Here is a 23,189-nt window from a genome sequence, read left to right on the forward strand (position 1 = left end):
CTCTTAACGCATCACAAACGGGTCGGGCATCGGCGCGGTGGACAGGTTGATCCACACGGTCTTCAGCTCGGTATAGGCCAGCACCGAATCGATGCCGCTCTCACGGCCGTAGCCGCTGTTCTTGAAACCACCGATCGGCGCCATGGCCGACACGGCGCGGTAGGTGTTGACCCAGATGATCCCCGAACGCACGTCACGGGCCAGCCGGTGGGCACGGCCCAGGTCGCGGGTCCAGATACCGGCGGCCAGGCCGAACTGCGAGTCGTTGGCCATCTCAAGCGCCTCTTCCTCGGTCTTGAAGCGGATCACCGCCGCGACCGGGCCGAACACTTCTTCCTGCATGATGGTCATCGAGTGGTTGTCGCACTCGAACAGGGTTGGCTCGTAGAACCAGCCTTCACCCTCGACTTCGGCACGCTTGCCGCCCATGTGCAGCTTGGCGCCTTCGGCCTTGGCCGCAGCCACCAGGCCTTCGACCACGGCCAGTTGCTGGGCAGTGGCCATCGGGCCCATCTCGCTGGCATCGTCCTGCGGGTTGCCGATCTTGATGCGCTTGGCGCGCTCGATCAGGCGGGCGACGAACTCGTCGAAAATCTCGTCCTGCACCAGCAAGCGCGAGCCGGCCACGCAGCTTTGCCCGGAGGCAGCATAGATGCCGGCCACGGCGCCGTTGATGGCGCTGTCCAGGTCGGCGTCGGCGAAGATGATGTTCGGCGACTTGCCGCCCAGTTCCAGCGACAACTTGGCGAAGTTCTCGGCGCTGCTGCGCACCACATGGCGGGCAGTGGCGGCGCCGCCGGTGAAGGCGATCTTGCGCACCAGTGGGTGGCGGGTCAGCGCCGCGCCGGTGCTTGGGCCATAGCCGGTGACTACGTTGACAACACCCGCCGGGAAGCCGGCCTCCAGGGCCAGGCGGGCCAGTTCGAGGATGGTCGCCGAGGCATGTTCGGAAGGTTTGAGCACGATGGTGTTGCCAGCAGCCAGGGCCGGTGCCAGCTTGATCGCGGTGAGGTACAGCGGGCTGTTCCACGGGATGATGCCGGCGACCACGCCGATCGGCTCGTGCACGGTGTAGGCGAACAGGTCAGGCTTGTCCAGCGGCAGGGTACCGCCTTCGATCTTGTCGGCCAGGCCTGCGGTGTAGTGGAAGAACTCTGGCAGGTAGCCGACCTGGCCGCGGGTTTCGCGGATCAGCTTGCCGTTGTCACGGCTTTCCAGCTGGGCCAGGTGCTCTTTGTTCTCGGCAATCAGGTCACCCAGGCGACGCAGCAGCTTGCCGCGTGCGGTGGCGGTGATGCTGCGCCACTCTTTACTGTCGAAAGCACGTTGGGCGGCCTGTACGGCCAGCTCCACGTCGGCTTCGTCAGCGTCGGGCAGCTGCGCCCACACTTGGGCGGTGGCGGGGTTGAGGCTGTCGAAGGTCTTGCCGCTCTGGGCATCGCGCCATTGGCCGTCGATGCACATCTGGAAACGAACGAGGGTCATGCAACTATCCCCTTGGCGGATTCGGTGAGGGTGCGCGCTTGGGCGAGGAAGTCCAGCAGCATCTTGTTGACTTCACGGGGTGCTTCCACCGGCATCATATGCCGTTGCTCGGCCAGGACCACACTGTGCGCACCCGGAATGCTGGCGGCAAGCTGGCGGGTCATGGCCGGGGTAGAGCCCGAGTCGAGTTCGCCGGTGGCGATCAGCGTCGGCACCTGGATGCTGCCCAGGTCGTCGGCGCGGTACATGTCCTGGGTGGCGAACAGCGAATACGTAGTGTGGTAGCCCTGCGGGTCATTGCTCGCCAGCACTTGGCGAATGGCGGCGACCTGCGCGGGGTTTGCAGCTTTGTATTCACGGCTGAACCAGCGGTCGAGGGCAGCATCGACGTTGGCGTCGGGGCCCAGCTCCGCCGCCTGGGCTGCGCGGGCAATAACACCGGCACTTTGCTCGGGGGTGCGGTTGAACACGCTGTTGAGCACTACCAGGGCAGCCAGGCGCTGCGGGTAGTTGAGGGCAAATGCACGGGCAACCAGGCCACCCATGGAGAAGCCGATCACGGTCGCTTGTTGAATTTGCAGGTGGTCGAGCAGTTCGGCGAGCTGGTCGGCGTAGCCTTCCAGCGGCGTGTCGGCAGCCGGTACCTGGCTTTGACCGTGGCCGAGCATGTCGTAGGCGATGACGCGGTAGTCGTTGGCCAGGCCAACGATCTGGCCACCCCACATTTCTTTGTTCAGGCCTACGCCGTGGATCAGTACCACAGGCTGGCCCTGGCCGACGGACAGGTAGCTGGTGCCGGCAGGTGTGCGTTCAGCGACAGGCTGAATCATGGAGGGCGCTCCTTGAAGGTCGGGCGCGGCGGGTAAGCACGCCACGCCCCGGCCCGTCTTGGTTGTTGTTATTGAGCGTTGGCTTTTTCGGCAGCCAGTTCTTCCAGGTCGATGTAGCGGTTGCCGATACGCGGGTGCAGGCGGCCGCCGTCGGCAGCGCCCAGCACCACGACGATTTCATCGGCGCGCGGGGCGTCTTCTATCTGCATCTCCAGGGTGATGTAGTGCGAACGCAGGCCTTCGTCGTCCTTCTGCATCATCGGGATCTGGATCGAGGTGCCAGGGCCGCCGCGCTTGTTGGTGAAGCTCAGGTAGCTCTTGGCCTGTACCGCTTCGCGGTAGTGGTTGCCAAAGCGCAGGGTGTGGATCACCGCCGAGGCGTGCTCGATTTCGCCGTCGGCGCCGACCACAGCAGCTTTACCGTAGGCCTCGATCTTGTCGGCACCGCCGATGGCGGCAGTCAGGCGCTCGACCATCAGGGCACCCAGCTCCGAGCAGCTCTCGCGGATTTCCGGCTTCAGATCATCAACAAAACCGCGACCGGCCCATGGGTTCTTGATCACGACGGCCAGGCCGACCATGGTCACCGGCTTGTCGGTGGCCTTGCCGCCTTCGATGCGGGTCTCTTCGGAGTAGGTGACGATCTTGCGGATTTCGAAACTCATGGGTGGCTCCTAGTGAGGGTTATCAGCTCTTGCTGTCTGATGGTATACCATAATATTTGTTGTGCAAGAGGGGGGGTGAAAATTCTCTTGTGGAGGGACGAAAGGTGCCGTGATGCCCTGTATTTTGTGGTGTCTGTACTGGCCTCTTCGCGGGCTTGCCCGCTCCCACATTGACTGCACAGCTTTCGAGGCCTGTGCTGCACCTGTGGGAGCGGGCGCGCCCGCGAAGAGGTCAGTGCAAGTTTCACAAAAAAAGCCCGCTCACGCAGGCCACGGGGGCCCACGGGAGCGGGCGCGTCCCGCAATGTTTCAGGCAAAGGGAATTCAGGCGAACGCCGGCACCACTTCCTTGATGAACAGCTCCAGTGACTTCTTCTTCTCGGCGTGGGGCAGGCTGTTGTCGCACCAGAAACTGAACTCGTCGACGCCGAGCTCCTGGTAGTACTTGATACGCGCGATGATTTCTTCCGGCGTACCGATCATGGTGTTCTTGCGGATGTTCTCCAGCTGGAACGCCGGCACTTCGGCAAACTTCGACTCCGGGCTTGGCTCAAGGAAGCCATTGACTGGGACAGTCTTGTTGCCAAACCAGGCATCGAAGGTGCGGTAGAAGCGCGAGATGGCCTGAGCGCCGACCTTCCAGCCTTCAGGCTCGGCCGGGCTGTGCACGTGGGTGTGGCGCAGCACCATCAGTTGCGGGCGCGGTACGTCCGGGTTGTTTTCGAGAGCGGCCTGGAACTTGTTCTTCAGGTCCAGTACTTCTTCGTCACCCTTCATCAGCGGTGTGACCATGACGTTGCAGCCGTTGGCCACGGCAAAGTTATGTGAGTCCGGGTCGCGGGCGGCGATCCACATCGGCGGCGTCGCGTTGAAGGGCTTCGGTACGCTGGTAGAGGTAGGGAACTTGTAGACTTCGCCATCGTGGGCGTAGTCGCCTTCCCACAGTTTGCGTACCACAGGCACCATTTCGCGCAGCGCCTTGCCGCCGTCGGTAGCCGGCATGCCATTGGCCATGCGGTCGAACTCAAACTGGTAGGCGCCACGGGCCAGGCCCACTTCCATACGGCCGTTGCTGATCACGTCGAGCAGGGCGCACTCGCCGGCCACGCGGATCGGGTTCCAGAACGGTGCGATGATGGTGCCGGCGCCCAGGCGAATCTTCTCGGTACGTGCGGCCAGGTAGGCCAGCAGCGGCATCGGGCTTGGCGAAATGGTGTATTCCATGGCGTGGTGTTCGCCGATCCAGACAGTGCTGAAACCGCCGTCTTCGGCCATCAAGGTCAGTTCGGTCAGGTCTTCGAACAGCTGGCGGTGGCTGACCTGTTCATCCCAACGTTCCATGTGCACGAACAACGAAAATTTCATGTGGCTTTCCTCAACGCTTGAAAGGGGCTGGCGCCGGGCAGGGGTGGCGCCAGTTGTCTCGATTCAGAATAGGCTTCAGGCAAAGGCCGGCAGGCTGGCCATTTTGCCGCGGCAGTACACCATCGGCCGTGGCGCTTCTGCAGGGACGATCAGGTTATGCACCTTGCCGACCATGATGGCGTGGTCGCCACCTTCATATTCACGCCACAATTCGCATTCGATTACCGCGGTGGCGCCGGCCAGGATCGGGTTGCCCAGTTCGCTCAGGCTCCACTCGATGCCGCTGGCCTTGTCCTTGCCCTTCTTGGCGAACGCGTAGGCTTCGGCCTGCTGTTCACCCGAGAGCAGGTGAATGGCGAAACGCTTCTGCTTGATCAGCACCGGGTAGGAGTCGGAGGTGTAGTTGGGGCAGAACAGCACCAGCGGCGGGTCCATCGACAGCGAGGAGAAGGCGCTGGCGGTCAGGCCGACGACCGAGCCGTCGTCGTCCAGGGTGGTGATGACGGTAACGCCGGACGGGAAGGAGCCCAGGACGTTCTTGTAGACGGTTGCGTCGATCATCTGGTGTACCTCAGAAAGGCTGCGGTGGGCCGCGGTTTTTATCGTTGATGTGTCTGATGGTATACCGTAATACCTATTTTGCAAGCAGAATTTTAAAGCCTCAGTTTTCACGATGAACGGCTCAATGCCACGTATTACGTGGGCTTTGGCGGTGTGGTGGTTTGTCGCAGGGGTTTTGCAAGCAGATCAGCGGGCGTTTTTTAGTACGGATCAGTGTTGTCAAAAGTTTGGAATACCATAATATGGTCCGCAGCTGAGAGGCCGCCTAGATGCGGTTTCCTTACAAAGATAAAAACGACCTTTCGAGCTGAATCCTATGTCCCAGACGTCATCGCAAAACCAGTTTGTCGAGAATCACACGGTCGATTACGTTCCACCTGCCGAGCGCCACGGGAAGGCGCGCGACCTGTTCACCCTCTGGTTCAGTACCAACATTGCGCCACTGCCCATTGTCACCGGCGCCATGGTGGTCCAGGTGTTCCACCTGAACCTGTTGTGGGGGCTGATAGCCATCGTGCTGGGCCATCTGGTCGGCGGCGTGGTCATCGCCCTGGCCTCTGCGCAGGGACCGCAGCTGGGCATTCCGCAAATGGTGCAAAGCCGTGGCCAGTTCGGCCGTTACGGCGCTCTGCTGATCGTGTTCTTCACTGCGCTGATCTACGTCGGCTTCTTCATCTCCAACATTGTCCTGGCGGGCAAGACCATTCACGGCATTGCCCCGAGCATGCCGATGCCGGGCGCGATCGTGATCGGGGCACTGAGTGCTACTGCCATCGGCGTGATCGGCTACCGCTTCATTCACATCCTTAACCGTATCGGTACCTGGGTGATGGGTTCGGCATTGCTTGCCGGCTTCATCATGATGTTCATCCAGGAACTGCCGGCCGACTTCTTCAGCCGTGGCGCGTTCAACTTGTCGGGTTTCATTGCCACCGTGTCGCTGGGCATCATCTGGCAGATCAGCTTCTCGCCATACACCTCCGACTACTCGCGCTACCTGCCGCGTGAAGTGGGCATTGCCAAACCGTTCTGGGCGACCTACTTCGGCGCCACCCTGGGCACTATCCTGTGCTTCAGCTTTGGCGCGGTGGCAGTGCTGTGCGTGCCGGAAGGCACCGATGCGATGGACGCAGTGAAACAGGCCACCGGCTGGCTTGGCCCGATCCTGATGGTGCTGTTCCTGCTCAACATCATCAGCCACAACGCCCTCAACCTGTATGGCGCCGTGCTGTCGATCGTGACCGCGATCCAGACCTTCATGGCCGAGTGGACGCCAAGCATCAAGGTGCGGGTGATCCTGGCTTCGGTGATTCTGGCGGGTTGCGGGCTGGTGGCACTGAACGCCTCGGCGGATTTCATCGGCCACTTCATCGGCCTGATCCTGGCGCTGTTGCTGGTGCTGGTGCCGTGGGCTTCGATCAACCTGATCGACTTCTACCTGATCAAGAAGGGCCAGTACGACATCGCGTCCATCTTCAGTGCTGACGGCGGCATCTATGGCCGCTTCAACCACCACGCGATCATTGCCTATGCCTGCGGCATCCTGGTGCAACTGCCGTTTGCCAATACGTCGCTGTACGTGGGGCCGTACTCGAACATTGTCGAAGGGGCGGACTTGTCCTGGCTGTTCGGCCTGATCGTCACGGTGCCGCTGTATTACTGCCTGGCCACCCGCGGCAAGGCTGCCGAGAAGGCGGGGCGGGTTTTGAGTATCAATGACTGATAGCACGTAGTTGCAGTAACCGGGGCTGTATTGCAGCCCCTACCAAGGCACCCCGCAAGCTCCTTCCAAAGTAGCATTCGGCCCTGGCACTCCCCGTGCATTAATGCCCCTACCGGAACCCCCGGCACAAGAAGAGGACTGCCCATGTGGAATAAACCCGCCTTTACCGACCTGCGCATCGGCTTTGAAGTGACGATGTATTTCGCCAATCGTTGATGTGCCACCCGGCCATCGTTACGGTGGCCGGTTCCCCTGATTGCCCGTGGCTGAGCCAGCGCTACCCAAGGGTCTGGTTGCTTTCGCTGCGGGATGCTTTACGCTGGCGGTTACCTTCCAGAACAATAAGAACAGGCTTGCCAATGAGCCAGAGTTTCAGCCCGCTTCGCAAGTTCGTATCGCCTGAAATCATCTTTGGTGCCGGCTGCCGGCATAATGTCGCCAATTACGCGAAAACCTTCGGAGCCCGCAAGGTGCTGGTGGTCAGCGACCCGGGCGTGATCGCCGCCGGCTGGGTGGCAGACGTAGAGGCCAGCCTGCAGGCGCAGGGCATCGATTACTGCCTGTACAGTGCCGTTTCACCCAACCCTCGGGTGGAAGAGGTCATGCTTGGCGCCGAGATCTACCGGCAAAACCATTGCGATGTGATTGTCGCCGTCGGTGGCGGCAGCCCGATGGATTGTGGCAAGGCCATCGGCATTGTGGTTGCCCACGGGCGCAGCATCCTCGAATTCGAAGGCGTGGACATGATTCGCGTGCCCAGCCCGCCGCTGATCCTGATCCCGACCACGGCCGGCACCTCGGCGGATGTGTCGCAGTTCGTGATCATTTCCAACCAGCAGGAACGCATGAAGTTTTCCATCGTCAGCAAGGCGGTGGTGCCCGACGTGTCGCTGATCGACCCGCAAACCACCCTGAGCATGGACCCGTTCCTGTCGGCCTGCACCGGCATCGATGCGCTGGTGCATGCCATCGAAGCCTTCGTTTCCACCGGCCACGGCCCGCTGACCGACCCCCACGCGCTGGAAGCCATGCGCCTGATCAACGGCAACCTGGTGGAGATGATTGCCAACCCGGCCGACATCACCCTGCGCGAGAAGATCATGCTGGGCAGCATGCAGGCGGGGCTGGCGTTCTCCAACGCGATTCTGGGCGCTGTTCACGCCATGTCCCACAGCCTGGGCGGTTTCCTCGACTTGCCCCATGGCTTGTGCAACGCCGTACTGGTGGAGCACGTGGTGGCGTTCAACTACAGCTCGGCGCCGGAGCGCTTCAAGGTGATTGCCGAGGTGTTCGGCATTGATTGCCGCGGCCTCAACCATCGGCAGATCTGCGGGCGGCTGGTGGAGCACCTGATCGCGTTGAAGCACGCCATCGGTTTCCAGGAGACCCTGGGGCTGCACGGGGTGCGTACCTCTGATATTCCGTTCCTGTCGCAGCATGCAATGGATGACCCGTGCATCCTCACCAACCCCCGTGCGTCAAGCCAGCGTGATGTCGAGGTGGTTTATGGCGAGGCCCTCTGACGAGCAGCAGCGCGCGCTGGCCGGGCTGCTGGGGCTGGGTGACCACTCGGCACGCAAAAGCCACTACCCGGAACTTTCTGCGCGCCTGGATGAACTGGAGGCCGAGCGCAACCGCTACAAATGGCTGTTCGAGAACGCCGTGCACGGGATTTTCCAGGCCAGCCTGCAGGACGGCATGCGTGCCGCCAACCCGGCGTTGGCGCGCATGCTCGGCTATGACGACCCGCAAGCGGTATTGTTTTCCCTGACCGACCTGGCTGCCAACCTTTTTGACGGCGGCGCTGAAGAGTTGCAGGCGATTACCGCGATCCTGGCCCGTGAGCGCAGCCTGCACGGCTACGAAACCCGCCTGCGGCGCAAGGACGGCAGCCATCTCGATGTGCTGATGAACCTGCTGCTCAAGCCCGGACAGGAAGGGCTGGTGGAGGGTTTTGTTGCCGACATCACCGAACGCAAGCTTGCCCAGCAACGGCTGCAACAGCTCAATGACGAACTGGAGCAACGGGTGGCTGCGCGTACCGATGAATTGCTGGAAGCCCGCGATGCCGCAGAGGCTGCCAACCGCAGCAAGGACAAATACCTGGCCGCCGCCAGCCATGATCTGCTGCAACCGCTGAATGCGGCCCGCCTGCTGATCTCCACCTTGCGCGAGCGGCCCTTGCCAGAGGCCGAGCACGTGTTGGTGGAGCGTACCCACCAGGCCCTGGAGGGTGCCGAAGACCTGCTGACCGACCTGCTGGACATTTCCCGGCTTGACCAGGCAGCGGTCAAACCGGACGTGGCCGTGTACCGCCTCGACGAGCTGTTGGGGCCATTGCTCTCGGAGTTCCGTTCGGTGGCCGACGCTGAAGGCCTCAAGCTGCATGCACGCATCCCGGACTCTGCCATCAGCACCGACCTGCGGCTGATGACGCGTATCCTGCGCAACTTCCTCAGCAATGCCTGCCGGTACACTGACGAAGGCCGGATCCTGCTGGGGGCCAGGCGCAGGGGTGACCGTATGCGCCTGGAAGTATGGGATACCGGGCGGGGGATTGCGACGGATCGGCTGCAGGCCATTTTTCTCGAATTCAACCAGCTGGACGTCGGCCGTGCTGCGGATCGCAAGGGCGTGGGCCTGGGGTTGGCCATCGTTGAGCGGATTGCCAAGATTCTCGGCTACCGGGTCGAAGTACGTTCGTGGCCGGGGCGTGGCTCGGTGTTCAGCATCGAGGTGCCGATTGGCGAAGACATGCCGCTGGCCGTTCACCAGGCTGCGCCGCTGCCAAGCGTCGGCAACCCGCTACCGGGCCGCCGGCTGCTGGTGCTGGATAATGAAGTGAGCATCCTCGAAAGCATGGGCGCGCTGCTGGCGCAGTGGGGCTGCGAGGTGGTGACGGCGACCGATCAGGCAGGCGCCTTGCTGGCCTTGCAAGGGCGGGCGCCGGAGCTGATCCTGGCCGACTACCACCTGGACCATGGCGTGGTGGGCTGCGAGGTGGTCAGGTATTTGCGTGAGCATTTTGCAGTGGCCATACCGGCGGTGATCATTACCGCAGACCGCAGCGATCAATGTCGACAGGGCTTGCAGAAGCTGGGCGCGCCGCTACTGAACAAACCGGTCAAGCCCGGGAAGTTACGGGCGGTCTTGAGCCAGTTGCTGCAGGAACATTGAAGGGGGCTGCTCTGCAGCCCTTCGCGGGCACGCCCGCTCCCACAAGTACATCACAGTATTCAAGACTTGTGAGGTACCTGTGGGAGCGGGCGTGCCCGCGAAGGGCCGCAAAGCGGCCCCTTGGAATTACAGCTTGATCCAGGTCGCCTTCAGCTCGGTGTATTTCTCCAGCGCATGCAGCGACTTGTCACGGCCGTTGCCCGACTGTTTGAAGCCACCGAACGGCGCGGTCATGTCGCCGCCGTCGTACTGGTTGACCCAGACGCTGCCAGCGCGCACGGCACGGGCGGTCTTGTGGGCCTTGGAAATGTCCGACGTCCAGATGCCAGCCGCCAGGCCATACGGCGTGTCGTTGGCAATGGCGATGGCTTCTTCGGCGGTATCGAAGGCGATCACCGACAGCACTGGGCCGAAGATTTCTTCCTGGGCGATGCGCATGGCGTTGGTCACGCCGTCAAAGATGGTCGGCTCGACGTAGGTGCCGCCAGTCTCTTCCAGGGTGCGTTTGCCGCCAGCCAGCAGCGTGGCGCCGTCCTTGTGACCGGCCTCGATGTACGACAGCACGGTGTTCATCTGCTGGGTGTCGACCAGGGCACCGACAGTGGTCTGCGGGTCCAGCGGGTTGCCTGGCTTCCAGCCTTTCAGGGCCTCGACCACCATCGGCAGGAACTTGTCCTTGATCGAACGCTCCACCAGCAGGCGGGAACCTGCGGTGCACACTTCGCCCTGGTTGAAGGCGATGGCGCTGGCAGCAGCCTCAGCAGCGGCTTGCAGGTCCGGGGCGTCGGCAAAGACGATGTTCGGGCTCTTGCCACCGGCTTCCAGCCAGATGCGCTTCATGTTCGATTCACCGGCGTACACCATCAGCTGCTTGGCGATCTTGGTGGAGCCTGTGAACACCAGGGTGTCGACGTCCATGTGCAGGGCCAGGGCCTTGCCCACGGTGTGGCCGTAGCCTGGCAGCACGTTGAGCACGCCAGCCGGGATACCGGCTTCGATCGCCAACTGGGCAATGCGAATGGCGGTCAGCGGCGATTTTTCGGACGGCTTGAGCACCAGCGAGTTGCCGGTAGCCAGGGCCGGGGCGATTTTCCAGCAGGCCATCAGCAGCGGGAAGTTCCACGGTACGATGGCACCGACCACACCCACTGGCTCGCGGGTTACCAGGCCAAGCTGGTCGTGCGGGGTCGGAGCGACTTCGTCGTAGACTTTGTCGATGGCTTCGGCGGTCCAGTGAATGGCTTGGGCCGCGCCCGGCACGTCGATGCTGGAGGAGTCGCCAATCGGCTTGCCCATGTCCAGGGTTTCCAGCAGCGCCAGCTCTTCGACGTTTTGACGCAGCAGGTCAGCGAAGCGGATCAGCTTGGCCTTGCGCTTGGCCGGGGCCAGTTGCGACCACACGCCTGCGTTGAAGGTGGCGCGGGCGTTTTCCACCGCGCGGTTGGCATCCGCCAGGTCGCAGCTGGCAACCTTGGCCAGGAAGCGTCCGTCGACCGGGCTCAGGCACTCGAAGGTTTCACCGGATGCGGCATCGGTGTATTCGCCGTTGATGAAGGCGCGGCCTTCGATCTTCAGTTGCCGGGCGCGGGCTTGCCAGTCAGCCAATGTCATGGTCGGTTCCTCGTGAACGTTGCACCGCGCGCTTGCGACAAGCAGCGCCGAAGGCCTGGAAGATGGCCAGATAATGGGGATGGGCAGTGACCTGCCATTCGGGGTGAAACTGCACACCCAGGGCGAAACCGGCACCACGCACCGACACCGCTTCCACCAGGCCGTCACAGGCCACGGCTTCGACGCGCAGGGCCATGGCCAGGCGGTCGATGCCTTGGCCGTGAATCGAGTTGACCTGGCACTGCGCCGGCAGGCCGGCTGCCTGCAGCAGGCCACCGGGCAACACCTTCAAGGCGTGGCGCGCGGCGTACTGAACGGCAACGGGCTGGTCAGCCGGTTCTCGGTGGTCCTGGTAACCGGGTAGCGCATGCACGCACGCATGCAGGCTGCCGCCCAAGGCCACGTTCAGCTCCTGGAAGCCTCGGCAGATCGCCAATAGCGGTATGTCGGCAGCCAGCGCTGCACGAATCAGCGGCAGGTTGAAGGCATCGCGCTGCGGGTCGTGCAAGGTGCCGGGGGCGCTCGGTGGGCCTGCATAATGATGCGGTTCGAGGTTGGAGGGCGAACCAGTCAGCATCAGGCCGTCGACATTGGCCAGCAACGCGCCCGGGTCGACCAGGCCGGGCAGGGCAGGCACTACAAGCGGCAGCGCATCGGCGCCTTCGATGATTGCGCGCAGGTATTTTTCCCCGGCCATATGGAAAGGGTGCAGGCCCAGCTGACGTACACACGCGTTGACCGCCACCAGCGGCTTGCGGGCGGCCATCAGCGCAGCCTCTCAAGCAGTTGGTAGTACCACATGCCCGCTGCCAGCAGGCCGTTGCCGAACACATCGCCCAGTGGGACGCGGACGTGCTTGCAGCGGGCGAAGGTGTCGAACTGCTCAAGCGTGCCGGTCATGGCGGTGGCCATGATCTCGCCCATGACATGGCTGGTGGCTACGCCGTGACCCGAGTAGCCCTGGCAGTACCACACGTTCTGCGACAGCTTGCCCAACTGCGGGATGCGGTTGACCACGATGCCCATGGCGCAACTCCACTGGAACTCGATGGGCACGCCTTTGAGGGCCGGGAAGGTGCGTTCGATGCAAGGGCGCAGTTCGGCGGCGATATCCCGCGAGTCACGGCCGGAGTAGTTGGCGCCACCGCCGAACAGCAGGCGTTTGTCGGCCGTGAGGCGGTAGTAGTCGAGCACGAAGCGGCAATCGTATACCGCCAGGTCTTGCGGGTTGATGCGCTCGGCCAGCTCACCCAGCGGCGCGGTGGTGACGATGCCGCCCATGGCCGGGAAGATCTTGCCCTTGAGCTGGCGCTTTTCCAGCGTGTGGTACACGTCGCCGGCCAGCATCACCTGCGCGGCGTTGATGCGCCCCTCGCGGGTGACAACGGCCGGGCGTGGGCCATGGATGATTTCCAGCACCTCGGAATGCTCGAACAGCTGTGCGCCCAGGCTGGAGGCAGCCCGGGCCTCGCCGATGCACAGGTTGAGTGGGTGCAGGTGCAGGTTGCGGGTGTTTTTCAGCGCGCCACAGTACAGCGGGCTGTCGAGGTGCTGGCGCACACCTGTGCTGTCCAGCAGGCTCACCTGTTCGCCCATGCCGCGGCGGCAGGCTTCGTTGTACGACGCATGCAGTTCGTCCATGTGCGAGGGTTTGATCGCCGCGTGCAGGTGGCCGCGTTTGAGGTCGCAGGCGATGGCATAGCGGGCCACACGCTGCTCGATGATCTGGTGGCCACGCCAGCGCAGGTGCCAGATGAAGTCGTCGACATCGTTGCCCAGCCAGCGGCGCATCTGTTTGTCCATGGCGGTGTCGCCCGACAAGCTGCCGGTGACCTGGCCACCGTTGCGCCCGCTGGCGCCCCAGCCGACCTTGTGGGTTTCGACCAGGGCCACACGGTAGCCGCGTTCGGCCAGCTCCACCGCGGTGGCAATGCCGGTGAAGCCGCCACCGATGATGGCGATGTCGGCATCCACCTCGCCGCGCAGGGTGGGGTAGTGGGTTTCTTCGGCCAGGGTGGCGCTGTAATAGGAGGGCGAGCGCTCGGGCGCAGGCCTGGCGTGCAGTGCAGCATTCATGCGGTGGTCTCCGGGTTCGCCGTTATGCCTGGTGCAGGTACCAGCGCCAGTCTTGTTCGCCAACTTCGCCCATGAACTGGCGGTATTCGGCCTGCTTGACCTTCAGGTACACACCCAGGAATGCATGGCCCAGGGCATCCCGCGCCCAGCTGGAGCCTTCGAGTGCGCGCAGCGAGGTCAGCCAGTCGGTAGGCAGCAGCTGCTTGGCCTGGGCGTACCCGTTGCCTTCCACGGGTGCACCCGGGTCCAGGCGTTCGCGGATGCCGCGGTGGATACCGGCCAGGATGGCTGCCGCTGCCAGGTACGGGTTGGCATCGGCGCCGCAGATGCGGTGCTCCACATGCCGGGTGTGCGCCGGGCCACCCGGTACTCGCAGGCTGACAGTGCGGTTGTCGCAGCCCCAGGTCGGCGCCAGCGGGGCATAGCTGTTGGCCTGGAAGCGCCGGTAGGAGTTGGCGTTGGGGCAGAACAGCAGCAGCGAGTCGAGCAGGCTGGCCAGCATGCCGGCTACGGCCTGGCGCAGCAGCGGGGTACCGGCCGGATCCTCGCTGGCGAACAGGTTCTGGCCCTCGGCGTCGGCCAGCGACACATGCATGTGCATGCCGGTGCCCGCCAGGTCATCGAAGGGCTTGGCCATGAAGCACGCCTGCATCCCGTGCTTGTGTGCCACCCCCTTGACCAGGCGCTTGTAGCGCACGGCCTGGTCCATGGCGGCGAGCGCGTCGCCATGCTCGAGGGTGATTTCCACCTGCCCGGGGGCGTATTCGGAAATCGCCGTGCGTGCCGGTATGCCCTGCGCCTTGCAGGCCGCGTACAGGTCAGCGAGGAAGGGTTCGATCTGTTCCAGCTCGCGCAGGCCGTACACCTGAGTGGCCAGCGGGCGCCCGCCGTCGGCATCGCGTGCCGGTTGTGGGCGGCCGTTCCCGTCGCGGCGGGCGTCGAGCAGGTAGAACTCCAGCTCACAGGCCATCACCGGATGAAAACCGTCGGCCCTGAGGCCGTCGATGACTTGCAGCAGCACGTGGCGTGGGTCGGCAATGCTTGCCGGCAGGCCTTGTTCGGGGTGCATGCTGACCTGCACCGCAGCCGTAGGGATCTGCCGCCATGGCAGGCGTACCAGGCTGCCGGGCAGGGGGTAGGCACGGCAGTCGATATCGCCGACGTCCCACACCAGGCCAGAGTCTTCCACGTCTTCACCGTGCAAGGTCAGCCCAAGGATGGTGCTGGGTAGCGGTCGCCCGGCCTGGTACACGGCCAGCAGCTCCTCACGGTGCAGCAGCTTGCCACGGGGCACGCCGTTGGCGTCGAGGATGAACAGCTCGACCATTTCGATATCGGGGTTATGGGCCAGGAAATCCTGGGCTTCGTGCAGGTCCGCGAAGTGCATGGAGGCCTCGGTCACGGCGGTTACCGTGTTGTGTTGTTGTTTGCGCAAAATATAGGGGCCTAAAGCTGCGCAATGCAACAATAAATAATAAATATATTGCGCATTGACTATCCTGCCATGGCGGCTACGACAAGCTTTGCCGCGAATCTGGTAGGCTTTCAGCCGATTTCTACCCCGGCGCTACGCTACGGAACCCCTTACATGTCTATATCGACCCTCGACGACCTCGACCTGGGCATCGTCCGCGAATTGCAGATGGATGGCCGCCGCGCATTTCGCGAAATCGCCCGCACGCTTTCGGTACCCGAGGCGACCATCCGCACGCGCGTCAAACGCCTGCAGGACCAGGGGGTCGTGCAGATCCTGGCCTTTACGGACCCGTCCAAACTGGGCCATGCAAAGCTTGCGCTGCTGTTCGTCAAAGTGGCCCCGCAAGACCACGACCGGGTGATCGATACCCTCGGCCGCTGGACCGAGGTCAGCTACTTGTCGACCATCATGGGTGTGGCCGACATCTGCGTGCAGGTGCTGTGCCGTGATGACGAGAGCCTGTGGAACCTGCAGCAGCGCGTGCGCAGCTTGCCGGGTGTGCACGAGGTGCAGTCGACGCAGGAGGTGAAGGTGCACAAGTTGAGGTTTACCTTGCCGAGCCTTGATCCGCGGGACTGAGCCTGGCTCTAGATTTGTAGCGCCTGTGAGATCGAGCGCCGCCCGCGCGGCGCTTCGCGGGGCAAGCCCGCTCCCACATCTGTTTCGGGCCAGTTCTGCCTGCACCATCGCGCGCGACCCTTTGTTTGTTCCATTCGATATCGAAGGGTGAGCAGCAGCTCTTCAGCTATCTCCTGTCATACACCCAGGGTGCGCGCGCCTAGGGTGCAGGAGTAACTGGCCCGAAACAGATGTGGGAGCGGGCTTGCCCCGCGAAGCGCCGCGCGGGCGGCGCTCGATTTCCGCACCCCCGCATATTTCAAGGCAATCGCCCAGATGCCTCCCCCTATCCCCCGAATCCCAATCCCGCGCGCTCTGTCGCGCCCGTCTCAAGCCATGCACCGATTTGGCTATCGATGCTCTCGAGTGACGCATGCATTAAAAATATCTTCAAACGATTGCGCATTGCGCATTTTTGTAGTTACTTATTCTACGCATGCGCAGAAAAACGGCTTAGCATCCGCCCATCGCAGCGCTGCTCACTATAATCACAATAATGAGGTGTCTTGCCGTGCGTACTCTTCCTCAGGACGGAATCAACCTGGCCGCTGGCGAGGTGACGGGCATGTCGGGCTCTGGCCATCAGTTGCAACGCAGCCTCACCTGGCGAGACGCCTTTTGGGTGACCAGCGGCGTGCCGGTCAGCGTGCTGTTCACCATCGGCGGTGTGGCCGCGTTCATCGGCCAGCCGGCGTGGTTCATCTGGGTGCTGGCGATGCTGATCGGTTTCGTGCAGTGCTTCACCTATGCGGAAATATCCGGCCTCTACCCCGATAAGTCCGGCGGCGCTTCGGTGTACGGCGCACTCGGCTGGGTGCGCTACAGCAAGTTCGTCGCGCCGGTGTCGGTGTGGTGCAACTGGCTGGCCTGGTCGCCAATGCTGGCGCTGGGCACCAGTCTTGCGGCCGGTTACATGCTCAGCAGCCTGTTCCCGGCGGATTCGCTGGTCAACACCTGGCAGCTGAAGTTGCTGGACCTGGGCTTCATTACCGAAGGCCTGACCCTGCGGGTCAACGCCACGTTTGTATTGGGCCTGGTGTTCATGCTGATCACCTTCTGGCTGCAGCACAGCGGCGCCTCGGCGGCGGCACGGATGCAGCGCATCCTCGGCATCGCCTCGCTGGCACCCTTGCTGTTGGTGTCGCTGGTGCCGCTGTTCACCGGCGACATGCCGGCCAGCAACTTCCTGCCGCTGTTGCCCCTTAGCCACGATGCGTCAGGTGCTGCAGTGATGGGCAGCTGGAACGCAGCCGGTATCAGCCTGGCCATGGGGGCGATGTTCCTGGCTTGCTGGTCCACCTTCGCCTTCGAAACGGCGGTTTGCTACACCCGCGAATTCAAAGACCCGCAAAAAGACACCTTCAAGGCCATCTTCGCCTCGGGCCTGCTGTGCCTGTTCATGTTCATCGTGGTGCCGCTGACTTTCCAGGGCAAGCTGGGCCTGGAGGGTATGCTGGCGCCGGCCATCGTTGACGGCTCCGGGGTAGGCGCGGCGATGGCACATTTCGTCGGCGGCGGGGCCGTGGTGTTCAACGTGATCATCGTGATGATGGTGTTGTCGGTGCTGCTGCTGGTAATGACCGCGATGATGGGCTCGTCGCGCACCCTCTATCAGGCTTCGGTGGATGGCTGGCTGCCCAAGTACCTGTCCCACGTCAACGAGCACGGTGCGCCGACCCGGGCCATGTGGACCGACCTGGGCTTCAACGTGGTGCTGTTGCTGATGTCCAACTACATGTCGGTGCTGGCCATCTCCAACGTCTGCTACATGCTCTTCGTCTTCCTCAACCTGCAGTCCGGCTGGATTCACCGGCTGGACCGCGCCGACTGGCCACGCCCTTACAAATGCTCGGCCTGGCTGTTGGGCCTGGGTGCGCTGTGTGGCTTCATCGACCTGGCCTTCGTGGGCGCCGGCGCCAACTTCCTGGGTGAGAACACCCTGCGTAACGGCCTGCTGGCGGCGTTGCTGATCGTGCCGGTGTTCATCTACCGGCACTACATCCAGGACAAGGGCCAGTTCCCCGAATCCATGCGCCGCGACATTGAGCTGCCCCACGCACGTGCGGGCCTGTGGCCTTACCTGGCGTTGCTGCTGGGGGCCGCTGTGGTGTGGATCAGCGCCGAACTCACCGTTATCTGACCTTCTAGAAACCACCGGCCATGCCGGGTGCAGGCTGCGCTCTACGCGCCCAGCCTTGGGGACGCCTGCGCCCGCGTAAAGCCGACGAACCACCGGAGACGCCGATGAAAACCGATAATCAGGCCAGGCAGTACTGGCCGCAGCGCAAGTCCACCGCCGTGTCGCTGACCTTCGATGTTGACGCCGAAGCCGGCTACCTGGGCGAGAGCCCAAGTTTCGCCCGGCGCCTGACCAGCCTGTCCGAAGGCCGCTTTGGCGTAACCCGCGGCGTGCCGCGCATTCTCGAACTGCTGCGCCGCCATGGCATTGCGGCAACCTTCTTTGTGCCGGGCTACACCGCCGAGCAGCACCCACAGTTGGTCGAAACGCTGCTGCAGGCCGGGCATGAGGTCGGCCACCACGGCCATATGCACCTGCGCAGCGACAAAGTCTCGGTGCAGGAGCAGGTGGACGAGATGGAGCGTGGCCTGGAAGCCCTGGCTCGTGCCGGTGCGCCGAAGCCTGCGGGGTATCGCTCGTCGTCCTGGGAGCTGACCCCGGAAACCTTCGCGCTTCTGCTGCGCCATGGCTTCGCCTACGACTCCAGCTGCATGGGCGACGACCGCCCTTACGTGGAAACCTGCAATGGCGCCTCGATTCTTGAACTGCCTGTGCACTGGTCGCTGGACGATTACCCGATGTTCGGCTGGGGCATCGACAACGGTGGCAACTTCAGCCACCCGCGCATGCTGTTCGATACCTGGCTGGCCGAGTACGAATCGGCGCGCCGGGATGCACGCCACACCAGTTTCACCATGCACCCCGAGGTGATCGGCCGTGCTGCGCGCTTCGAGCAACTGGAGCGCCTGGTAGAGCGCATGGTCAGCGATGGCGACGTGTGGTTTGCCCGCCTGGATGCCGTGGCTACCCATGTGGCGCCCCAGCTTGTGAAGGGGGCCGCATGAGCCCGGTCATTTTCCGCTCGCAGGTGTGCACCCCGTTCAACCGTGGCCGTGAGTTCGGCGAAGTGTTCGCCGGCAAGGTACGCCAGGCGGTAAGCACCTATGAAGCCTTGTTCGCCCGTGTGGCCAAGCGCCCCTACGATTTGCACGCGCTGGGCAGCCAGGCGCTGGCGGCAATCGCCGCGTTCGCCGCCCCCTTGCATGAAGAAATCCTGGGTATCGCCGCCGGTGCAGGGTTGGCGCCCGAGCAGGTGGGTGCCATCAACGCACGCACCGAAATCCTTGCCTACCTGGGCGTTCAGCTGCGCGGCGAATGTTCGACCGTGGTGCTGGCCGATCCCTTCGGTGCGCCAGTCACTGCCCAGACCTGGGACTGGTACGCCGAATTTGCCGGGCTCTGGCTGGTATGGGAGATCCCCCATGCTGACGGGCGCCTGACCACCACCGTGACGGAGTACGGCATCGTTGGCAAACCCGGGGTGAACGACCGTGGACTGGGTGTGCATTTCAACATTCTCCATCACCAGCGCGACGGCGAAGGCATCGGCCTGCCGGTGCATGTGCTGTCGCGCTGGCTGCTGGACAGCTGCGCCGACATCAACCACGCGCTGCAACTGTGCCACGCCGCACCCGTGTCGGCCTCCAGCGTGCTGACCTTGGTGGCGGCGGAGCAGGGGGCGAGTGCGGCCGTGTCGGTGGAACTGCACCCTGGCGGCCCGGCACTGGTGTTCCCTGATGCGGCCGGGTTGCTGATCCACACCAACCATTTTCTGGCCGACGCCGTGCGGCCCTACGACACCGAGCCTGCGGCCTACCCCGACACGCTGGTGCGCCACGACCTGCTGCGCCGGCGCCTGACCGGGCGTAGGCAACTTAGCGAGCGGGACCTGCTTGGCGCGCTGAACAGCCACCTGGGCAGCACCGGCGCGCTGTGCTGCCACCCCGACCCGGCACTGCCCGAAACCGGCCAGTACGCCACGCTGGCCAGCATTTGCCTGGACGTGCCCGCCGGCACCTTGCGCGCGTTGCCCGGCGGCCCGTGCCGGCACCTGTAAACCTTTTTACCCCAACCCACTGGAGCCATACCCATGCTCAAGCTCAAACGCCTCGACAACATGGACATCCTCAGCAACGACGTGCAGCGCCTGGTCGACTTCTATCACGGCACCCTCGGCCTGGGCTTCTTCCTGCCCTACGTGGCCGAGGAAAAGTGGGCCGCCATCGAAATGGGCAACGTCACCCTGTACCTGTTCCACACCACCAGCACTGCTCCCGTGGAGCGCCGCACTGCAGTGAACCTGGAGGACAAGCCAGGCTTCGACTCGTTCGCCTTCGAGGTGGAAAACCTCGACGAGGCCATCGCCTACCTGAACGGCAAGGTCGAGTGGGTCACCGCCAACCCTATCGAGTGGCAGCACCCCAACGGCACGCGCTACCGCTACCGCCCGATGTTCGACCCGGACGGCAACATGCTCTACATCACCGAACCGCACAAGACCGTGTAAACCACCGCCAGCCAACGAGTACTGAACATGCCTTCCAGCCAGATCCAAGCAACAACCCGGCAAGTGCCACAGCGTGTACTCGACCTGTCGCCCCAGGCGCGCAGCCTTGAGGGCCGGGTGGCGCTGATTACCGGTGCCGGGCGCGGGGCCGGGCGTGCCCACGCGCGCCTGCTGGCCGCCCGCGGCGCTGCCGTGGCGGTGGTCGACATCGACGCCGAGGTGGCCCGTGACACGGCCGCCGAGATCGAGGCAGCCGGCGGCCGGGCAGTACCCTTTGCCTGCGACATCACTGACCGCGCATCGGGCGAGCGGCTGGTGGCGCAGGTGGCGGCAGCGCTCGGCGGGCTCGATATCCTGGTGCACAACGCCGGGCTGATCTACTCCATGACCGGCCTTGAAGCCACCGACGATGCCAATTTCGACAGGCTGCTGGCAATCAACGTGCAGGCGCCGCTGTACCTCACCCGTGCCGCGCTGGTGCACTTGCGCGCAAGCAGCGCGCCACGGGTGATCTTCATCAATTCGCAGTGGGGCCAGGTGCCTGATGGCCATTCCTACGGCTACATGGTCAGCAAGGCCGGGCAACTGGGCCTGATGAAAACGCTGGCCAAGGAGTTCGTCGGCGAGGGCATCCTGGTCAATGCCATCACTCCCGGCGCAATCCTGACGCGCATGGTCCCCGAGCAGTACATCGCCGCCGAGCAGGCCGCCATTCCCCTGGGCCGCCTGGTGCACCCCGAAGAAATCGCCGCCTTGGTGGCCTTCCTGGCCAGTGACGAGGCCGCCTTCATCACCGGCCAGGCTATCCCCGTGAACGGCGGGGCGCTGCTGGTCGGCATCTGACATAACAAGAAATCCTGAGGAGAACACCATGACCCTTCAACTGACCCAACGCCAGCGCGCCGAACAAGCCATGCGCCGCCAGTGGTTCCCGGTGGCCCGTTCGTGCGACCTGGCCACCCCGCAATCGGCCACCTTGCTGGGCGAAAAACTGGTGGTGTACCGCACTGCATCCGGCAAGGCGGTGGTGCAGGCCGCGCGCTGCCCGCACCGTGGCGCGGACCTGTCGCTGGGTGAAGTGCACGGTGAGAACATCGCCTGCCCGTACCACGGCTGGCAGTACAGCGGGCACAACGGCAAATGCAGCCATATCCCGTCGCTGGAGGACCAGTGCCGCATTCCCCAGGGCGCAGCAGTGCATACCCATGCCTGCGAGGAACGCTACGGGCATGTGTGGACCGCGCTGGAAACGCCGCTGTTCGAGCTGTACGACCTGGCCGAATGGCGCGAGTTGGATCTGGAGTGGGCCGCCGCCGAACCGCTGGATTCGCCAACGGGCGTGGCCGTCGCTATCGAGAACTTCGGCGATGTGGCGCATTTTGCCTATATCCACCGCGGCATGATGGGCCATGTCAACCCGGTGGTGGAGCCGCTGAACGTGCGCCGTGAAGGGCTGGACATCTGGATGGATCGCCCGTTGCAGGCCTGTGAAGGCGAGTGGGCCAACGACGGCGACTGCATGATGAACTACCACATTGTCGCCCCGGGGCTGGTCGCCATCACCTATGACTACGAACGCCTGGGCAAGCGGGTGGTGGCCGGCTTTCCGTGCCCGGAGTCCTACGAGCATGTGAAGATTTTCTGGGGTGTGGCCAACGACCGCGACTACACGGGCGGCGATCTGCAGGAGTGCCTGCGGGTTGAGGAACTGCTGTACCAGGAAGACCTGCCGGTGGCCGCCACCATCACCCCTGCGGAGATCGACTGGGACGCCAAGGCCGTGGAGCACTCGGTGCCCGCCGACCTGTACACGCTCAACTACCGCCGCGCGTTCCGCGAGTTCATCGAGCGCGGCCAGGCCCAGCCGGTGCGCTTGGTAGACAGCCAGCGGGTGTCGTCGTGAGCGGCGGGGGCGATTACGTCGAGGTCATCGTCAGCTGCCTGCGGCTGGAGGCCGACGGGATCATCTCCCTGGAGCTGACGGCGGATCAGCCGCTGCCAGCCTGGAGTGCCGGGGCGCACGTTGACCTGTTGCTGCCCTCGGGCCTGGTGCGCCAGTACTCGTTGTGCGGCGACCCTGACGATCGCCGCCGCATGCGCATCGCGGTGTTGCTGGAAGAGGGCGGCCGTGGCGGCTCGCGGGAGGTGCACGGGGCCTTGCAGCTCGGTCAGCGATTGGCCATTCGAGGGCCGCGCAATGCCTTCCCGCTGGGCGAGGGGCCGTACCTGTTCTTGGCCGGTGGCATCGGCATTACCCCGATTCTGGCCATGGCGCGTGTCGCCGAGCGTGCAGGTGCCCAGTGGCAACTGCTGTATGGCGGGCGCTCACGGCGCTCGATGGCGTTCATTGACGAGCTGCGGGCGCTGGGTGGCGGGCGGGTGGAGATCTTGCCGGCCGACGAAGTTGGCCTGCTGGACCTGGACGCAGTGGTCGCTGCCGCGCGCGCCGGGCAGCACGTTTACAGCTGCGGGCCGGCGGCGCTGCTTGATGCGTTGAGCGCGCGTTTTGCCGCTGCCGGGCTGGAAGGCCATCTGCACCTTGAACGCTTTGCCCCGGCTGCGCCGCCACCGGCCGCCGAGGGCGAGGGCACACTGAAAGTGATCCTGGCGCGCAGCGGTGGCGAGGTGTTGGTTGAACCCGGCTGCACCATCATGGCCGCCCTGCGCGCCGCCGGGCATACGGTGGCGTCGTCGTGCGAGCAGGGCGTGTGCGGCATGTGCGAGACGAGGGTGCTGGATGGCGTGCCCGACCACCGTGACATGCTGCTCAGTGAAAGCGAGCGGGCCCGCGGTGATGTAATGATGCTGTGTGTGTCGCGGGCACGCACGCCTACGCTGACGTTGGACCTTTGAAAAAAAAGGGGGCTGCAAAAGCGGCCCCCACTGTCGTTGATTTGGTGTGCAGGGGAATTGAGGGTTTGTTGGGTAAGTTTAAATCCAAAATATTGTGGCTTAACGGAATTAAATTGCCATTAGCACACAAAATAATGGATTTATCCGGCTTGAATGTGGCTG

General features: G+C 63.8%; 21 protein-coding genes. 12 read left to right on the forward strand and 9 right to left on the reverse strand.

Annotated features, from left to right (window positions below; translation table 11 throughout):
- Window positions 1-3: 3 nt before the first annotated feature.
- The 5 genes from P0Y58_13695 to P0Y58_13715 all read right to left on the reverse strand — a co-directional run bounded on the left by P0Y58_13695 (window position 4) and on the right by P0Y58_13715 (window position 4,906).
- A complete protein-coding gene (locus P0Y58_13695; protein ID WEK33190.1) occupies window positions 4-1,485 on the reverse strand; it encodes an aldehyde dehydrogenase in 1,482 nt (493 codons plus the stop codon).
- A complete protein-coding gene (locus P0Y58_13700; protein WEK33191.1) occupies window positions 1,482-2,315 on the reverse strand; it encodes an alpha/beta fold hydrolase in 834 nt (277 codons plus the stop codon). Before P0Y58_13700 ends, P0Y58_13695 begins: the two co-directional genes overlap by 4 nt.
- 68 nt (window positions 2,316-2,383) lie before the next feature.
- A complete protein-coding gene (locus tag P0Y58_13705; GenBank protein ID WEK33192.1) occupies window positions 2,384-2,980 on the reverse strand; it encodes an amino acid synthesis family protein in 597 nt (198 codons plus the stop codon).
- A 324-nt stretch (window positions 2,981-3,304) separates the two neighbouring features.
- Complete coding sequence (locus tag P0Y58_13710; GenBank protein WEK33193.1) at window positions 3,305-4,345, reverse strand: LLM class flavin-dependent oxidoreductase; 1,041 nt, start codon at window positions 4,343-4,345, stop codon at window positions 3,305-3,307.
- Between the two features lie 75 nt (window positions 4,346-4,420).
- Window positions 4,421-4,906, reverse strand: a complete 486-nt coding sequence (locus tag P0Y58_13715) for a flavin reductase family protein (GenBank protein WEK33194.1) — start codon at window positions 4,904-4,906, stop codon at window positions 4,421-4,423.
- Between the two features lie 316 nt (window positions 4,907-5,222).
- On the opposite strand from P0Y58_13715, the gene P0Y58_13720 reads away from it, so the two are divergent.
- From P0Y58_13720 to P0Y58_13735, 4 genes are all read left to right on the forward strand, one after another.
- The gene (locus tag P0Y58_13720) at window positions 5,223-6,629 is read left to right on the forward strand and encodes a cytosine permease (GenBank protein ID WEK33195.1); all 1,407 of its coding nucleotides are present in this window, start codon (window positions 5,223-5,225) and stop codon (window positions 6,627-6,629) included.
- A 144-nt stretch (window positions 6,630-6,773) separates the two neighbouring features.
- Window positions 6,774-6,845 carry a pyrroloquinoline quinone precursor peptide PqqA gene (gene pqqA / locus P0Y58_13725; protein ID WEK33330.1) on the forward strand — a complete coding sequence of 24 codons (72 nt, stop codon included), beginning with the start codon at window positions 6,774-6,776 and terminating at the stop codon, window positions 6,843-6,845.
- Between the two features lie 143 nt (window positions 6,846-6,988).
- Complete coding sequence (locus tag P0Y58_13730) at window positions 6,989-8,152, forward strand: iron-containing alcohol dehydrogenase (protein ID WEK33196.1); 1,164 nt, start codon at window positions 6,989-6,991, stop codon at window positions 8,150-8,152.
- On the forward strand, window positions 8,136-9,806 hold the full coding sequence (locus tag P0Y58_13735; protein WEK33197.1) for an ATP-binding protein: 1,671 nt from the start codon (window positions 8,136-8,138) through the stop codon (window positions 9,804-9,806). The genes P0Y58_13730 and P0Y58_13735 overlap by 17 nt, the downstream gene beginning before the upstream one ends.
- A 126-nt stretch (window positions 9,807-9,932) precedes the next feature.
- Here the strand turns inward: P0Y58_13735 and P0Y58_13740 are convergent, their stop codons facing one another.
- From P0Y58_13740 to P0Y58_13755, 4 genes are read right to left on the reverse strand one after another with little or no spacing between them, the layout of a single operon-like run.
- Window positions 9,933-11,417, reverse strand: a complete 1,485-nt coding sequence (locus P0Y58_13740; protein ID WEK33198.1) for an aldehyde dehydrogenase — start codon at window positions 11,415-11,417, stop codon at window positions 9,933-9,935.
- On the reverse strand, window positions 11,404-12,183 hold the full coding sequence (locus P0Y58_13745; protein ID WEK33199.1) for a gamma-glutamyl-gamma-aminobutyrate hydrolase family protein: 780 nt from the start codon (window positions 12,181-12,183) through the stop codon (window positions 11,404-11,406). Before P0Y58_13745 ends, P0Y58_13740 begins: the two co-directional genes overlap by 14 nt.
- Window positions 12,183-13,493 carry an FAD-binding oxidoreductase gene (locus P0Y58_13750; GenBank protein ID WEK33200.1) on the reverse strand — a complete coding sequence of 437 codons (1,311 nt, stop codon included), beginning with the start codon at window positions 13,491-13,493 and terminating at the stop codon, window positions 12,183-12,185. Before P0Y58_13750 ends, P0Y58_13745 begins: the two co-directional genes overlap by 1 nt.
- A gap of 22 nt (window positions 13,494-13,515) precedes the next feature.
- Window positions 13,516-14,880 (reverse strand): glutamine synthetase family protein, encoded by a 1,365-nt coding sequence (locus P0Y58_13755; protein WEK33201.1) that lies wholly within the window; start codon window positions 14,878-14,880, stop codon window positions 13,516-13,518.
- 201 nt (window positions 14,881-15,081) lie between these two features.
- Here P0Y58_13755 and P0Y58_13760 point away from each other — a divergent pair, with 201 nt between their 5' ends.
- From P0Y58_13760 to P0Y58_13795, 8 genes are all read left to right on the forward strand, one after another.
- Complete coding sequence (locus P0Y58_13760) at window positions 15,082-15,549, forward strand: Lrp/AsnC family transcriptional regulator (GenBank protein ID WEK33202.1); 468 nt, start codon at window positions 15,082-15,084, stop codon at window positions 15,547-15,549.
- Between the two features lie 550 nt (window positions 15,550-16,099).
- Window positions 16,100-17,728, forward strand: coding sequence for an APC family permease (locus tag P0Y58_13765; protein WEK33203.1), 1,629 nt, complete (start codon window positions 16,100-16,102; stop codon window positions 17,726-17,728).
- A 104-nt stretch (window positions 17,729-17,832) separates the two neighbouring features.
- Window positions 17,833-18,672 (forward strand): polysaccharide deacetylase, encoded by an 840-nt coding sequence (locus tag P0Y58_13770; GenBank protein WEK33204.1) that lies wholly within the window; start codon window positions 17,833-17,835, stop codon window positions 18,670-18,672.
- Entirely contained in the window at window positions 18,669-19,724 is a 1,056-nt protein-coding gene (locus tag P0Y58_13775; protein ID WEK33205.1) for a C45 family autoproteolytic acyltransferase/hydrolase, read from the forward strand. Before P0Y58_13770 ends, P0Y58_13775 begins: the two co-directional genes overlap by 4 nt.
- 33 nt (window positions 19,725-19,757) lie before the next feature.
- A complete protein-coding gene (locus tag P0Y58_13780; protein WEK33206.1) occupies window positions 19,758-20,174 on the forward strand; it encodes a VOC family protein in 417 nt (138 codons plus the stop codon).
- A gap of 27 nt (window positions 20,175-20,201) precedes the next feature.
- Entirely contained in the window at window positions 20,202-21,017 is an 816-nt protein-coding gene (locus P0Y58_13785) for an SDR family NAD(P)-dependent oxidoreductase (protein WEK33207.1), read from the forward strand.
- 28 nt (window positions 21,018-21,045) lie between these two features.
- Window positions 21,046-22,077: a Rieske 2Fe-2S domain-containing protein gene (locus tag P0Y58_13790; protein ID WEK33208.1), complete on the forward strand. Its 1,032-nt coding sequence runs from the start codon at window positions 21,046-21,048 to the stop codon at window positions 22,075-22,077.
- Window positions 22,074-23,027 carry a PDR/VanB family oxidoreductase gene (locus P0Y58_13795; GenBank protein WEK33209.1) on the forward strand — a complete coding sequence of 318 codons (954 nt, stop codon included), beginning with the start codon at window positions 22,074-22,076 and terminating at the stop codon, window positions 23,025-23,027. The genes P0Y58_13790 and P0Y58_13795 overlap by 4 nt, the downstream gene beginning before the upstream one ends.
- The last annotated feature ends 162 nt before the right edge of the window (window positions 23,028-23,189 follow it).

This window comes from Candidatus Pseudomonas phytovorans, assembly GCA_029202525.1.
Lineage (GTDB): Bacteria > Pseudomonadota > Gammaproteobacteria > Pseudomonadales > Pseudomonadaceae > Aquipseudomonas > Aquipseudomonas phytovorans.

Bases quoted from the DNA above. Each gene is read 5' to 3' on its own strand.
- P0Y58_13705 (WEK33192.1), bottom strand. From the start codon at position 2,980: ATGAGTTTCGAAATCCGCAAGATCGTCACCTACTCCGAAGAGACCCGC.
- P0Y58_13790 (WEK33208.1), top strand. From the start codon at position 21,046: ATGACCCTTCAACTGACCCAACGCCAGCGCGCCGAACAAGCCATGCGC.
- P0Y58_13785 (WEK33207.1), top strand. From the start codon at position 20,202: ATGCCTTCCAGCCAGATCCAAGCAACAACCCGGCAAGTGCCACAGCGT.
- P0Y58_13735 (WEK33197.1), top strand. From the start codon at position 8,136: ATGGCGAGGCCCTCTGACGAGCAGCAGCGCGCGCTGGCCGGGCTGCTG.
- P0Y58_13700 (WEK33191.1), bottom strand. From the start codon at position 2,315: ATGATTCAGCCTGTCGCTGAACGCACACCTGCCGGCACCAGCTACCTG.
- P0Y58_13760 (WEK33202.1), top strand. From the start codon at position 15,082: ATGTCTATATCGACCCTCGACGACCTCGACCTGGGCATCGTCCGCGAA.
- P0Y58_13750 (WEK33200.1), bottom strand. From the start codon at position 13,493: ATGAATGCTGCACTGCACGCCAGGCCTGCGCCCGAGCGCTCGCCCTCC.
- P0Y58_13730 (WEK33196.1), top strand. From the start codon at position 6,989: ATGAGCCAGAGTTTCAGCCCGCTTCGCAAGTTCGTATCGCCTGAAATC.
- P0Y58_13745 (WEK33199.1), bottom strand. From the start codon at position 12,183: ATGGCCGCCCGCAAGCCGCTGGTGGCGGTCAACGCGTGTGTACGTCAG.
- P0Y58_13770 (WEK33204.1), top strand. From the start codon at position 17,833: ATGAAAACCGATAATCAGGCCAGGCAGTACTGGCCGCAGCGCAAGTCC.
- P0Y58_13740 (WEK33198.1), bottom strand. From the start codon at position 11,417: ATGACATTGGCTGACTGGCAAGCCCGCGCCCGGCAACTGAAGATCGAA.
- P0Y58_13755 (WEK33201.1), bottom strand. From the start codon at position 14,880: ATGCACTTCGCGGACCTGCACGAAGCCCAGGATTTCCTGGCCCATAAC.
- P0Y58_13720 (WEK33195.1), top strand. From the start codon at position 5,223: ATGTCCCAGACGTCATCGCAAAACCAGTTTGTCGAGAATCACACGGTC.
- P0Y58_13710 (WEK33193.1), bottom strand. From the start codon at position 4,345: ATGAAATTTTCGTTGTTCGTGCACATGGAACGTTGGGATGAACAGGTC.
- P0Y58_13775 (WEK33205.1), top strand. From the start codon at position 18,669: ATGAGCCCGGTCATTTTCCGCTCGCAGGTGTGCACCCCGTTCAACCGT.
- P0Y58_13695 (WEK33190.1), bottom strand. From the start codon at position 1,485: ATGACCCTCGTTCGTTTCCAGATGTGCATCGACGGCCAATGGCGCGAT.
- P0Y58_13780 (WEK33206.1), top strand. From the start codon at position 19,758: ATGCTCAAGCTCAAACGCCTCGACAACATGGACATCCTCAGCAACGAC.
- P0Y58_13715 (WEK33194.1), bottom strand. From the start codon at position 4,906: ATGATCGACGCAACCGTCTACAAGAACGTCCTGGGCTCCTTCCCGTCC.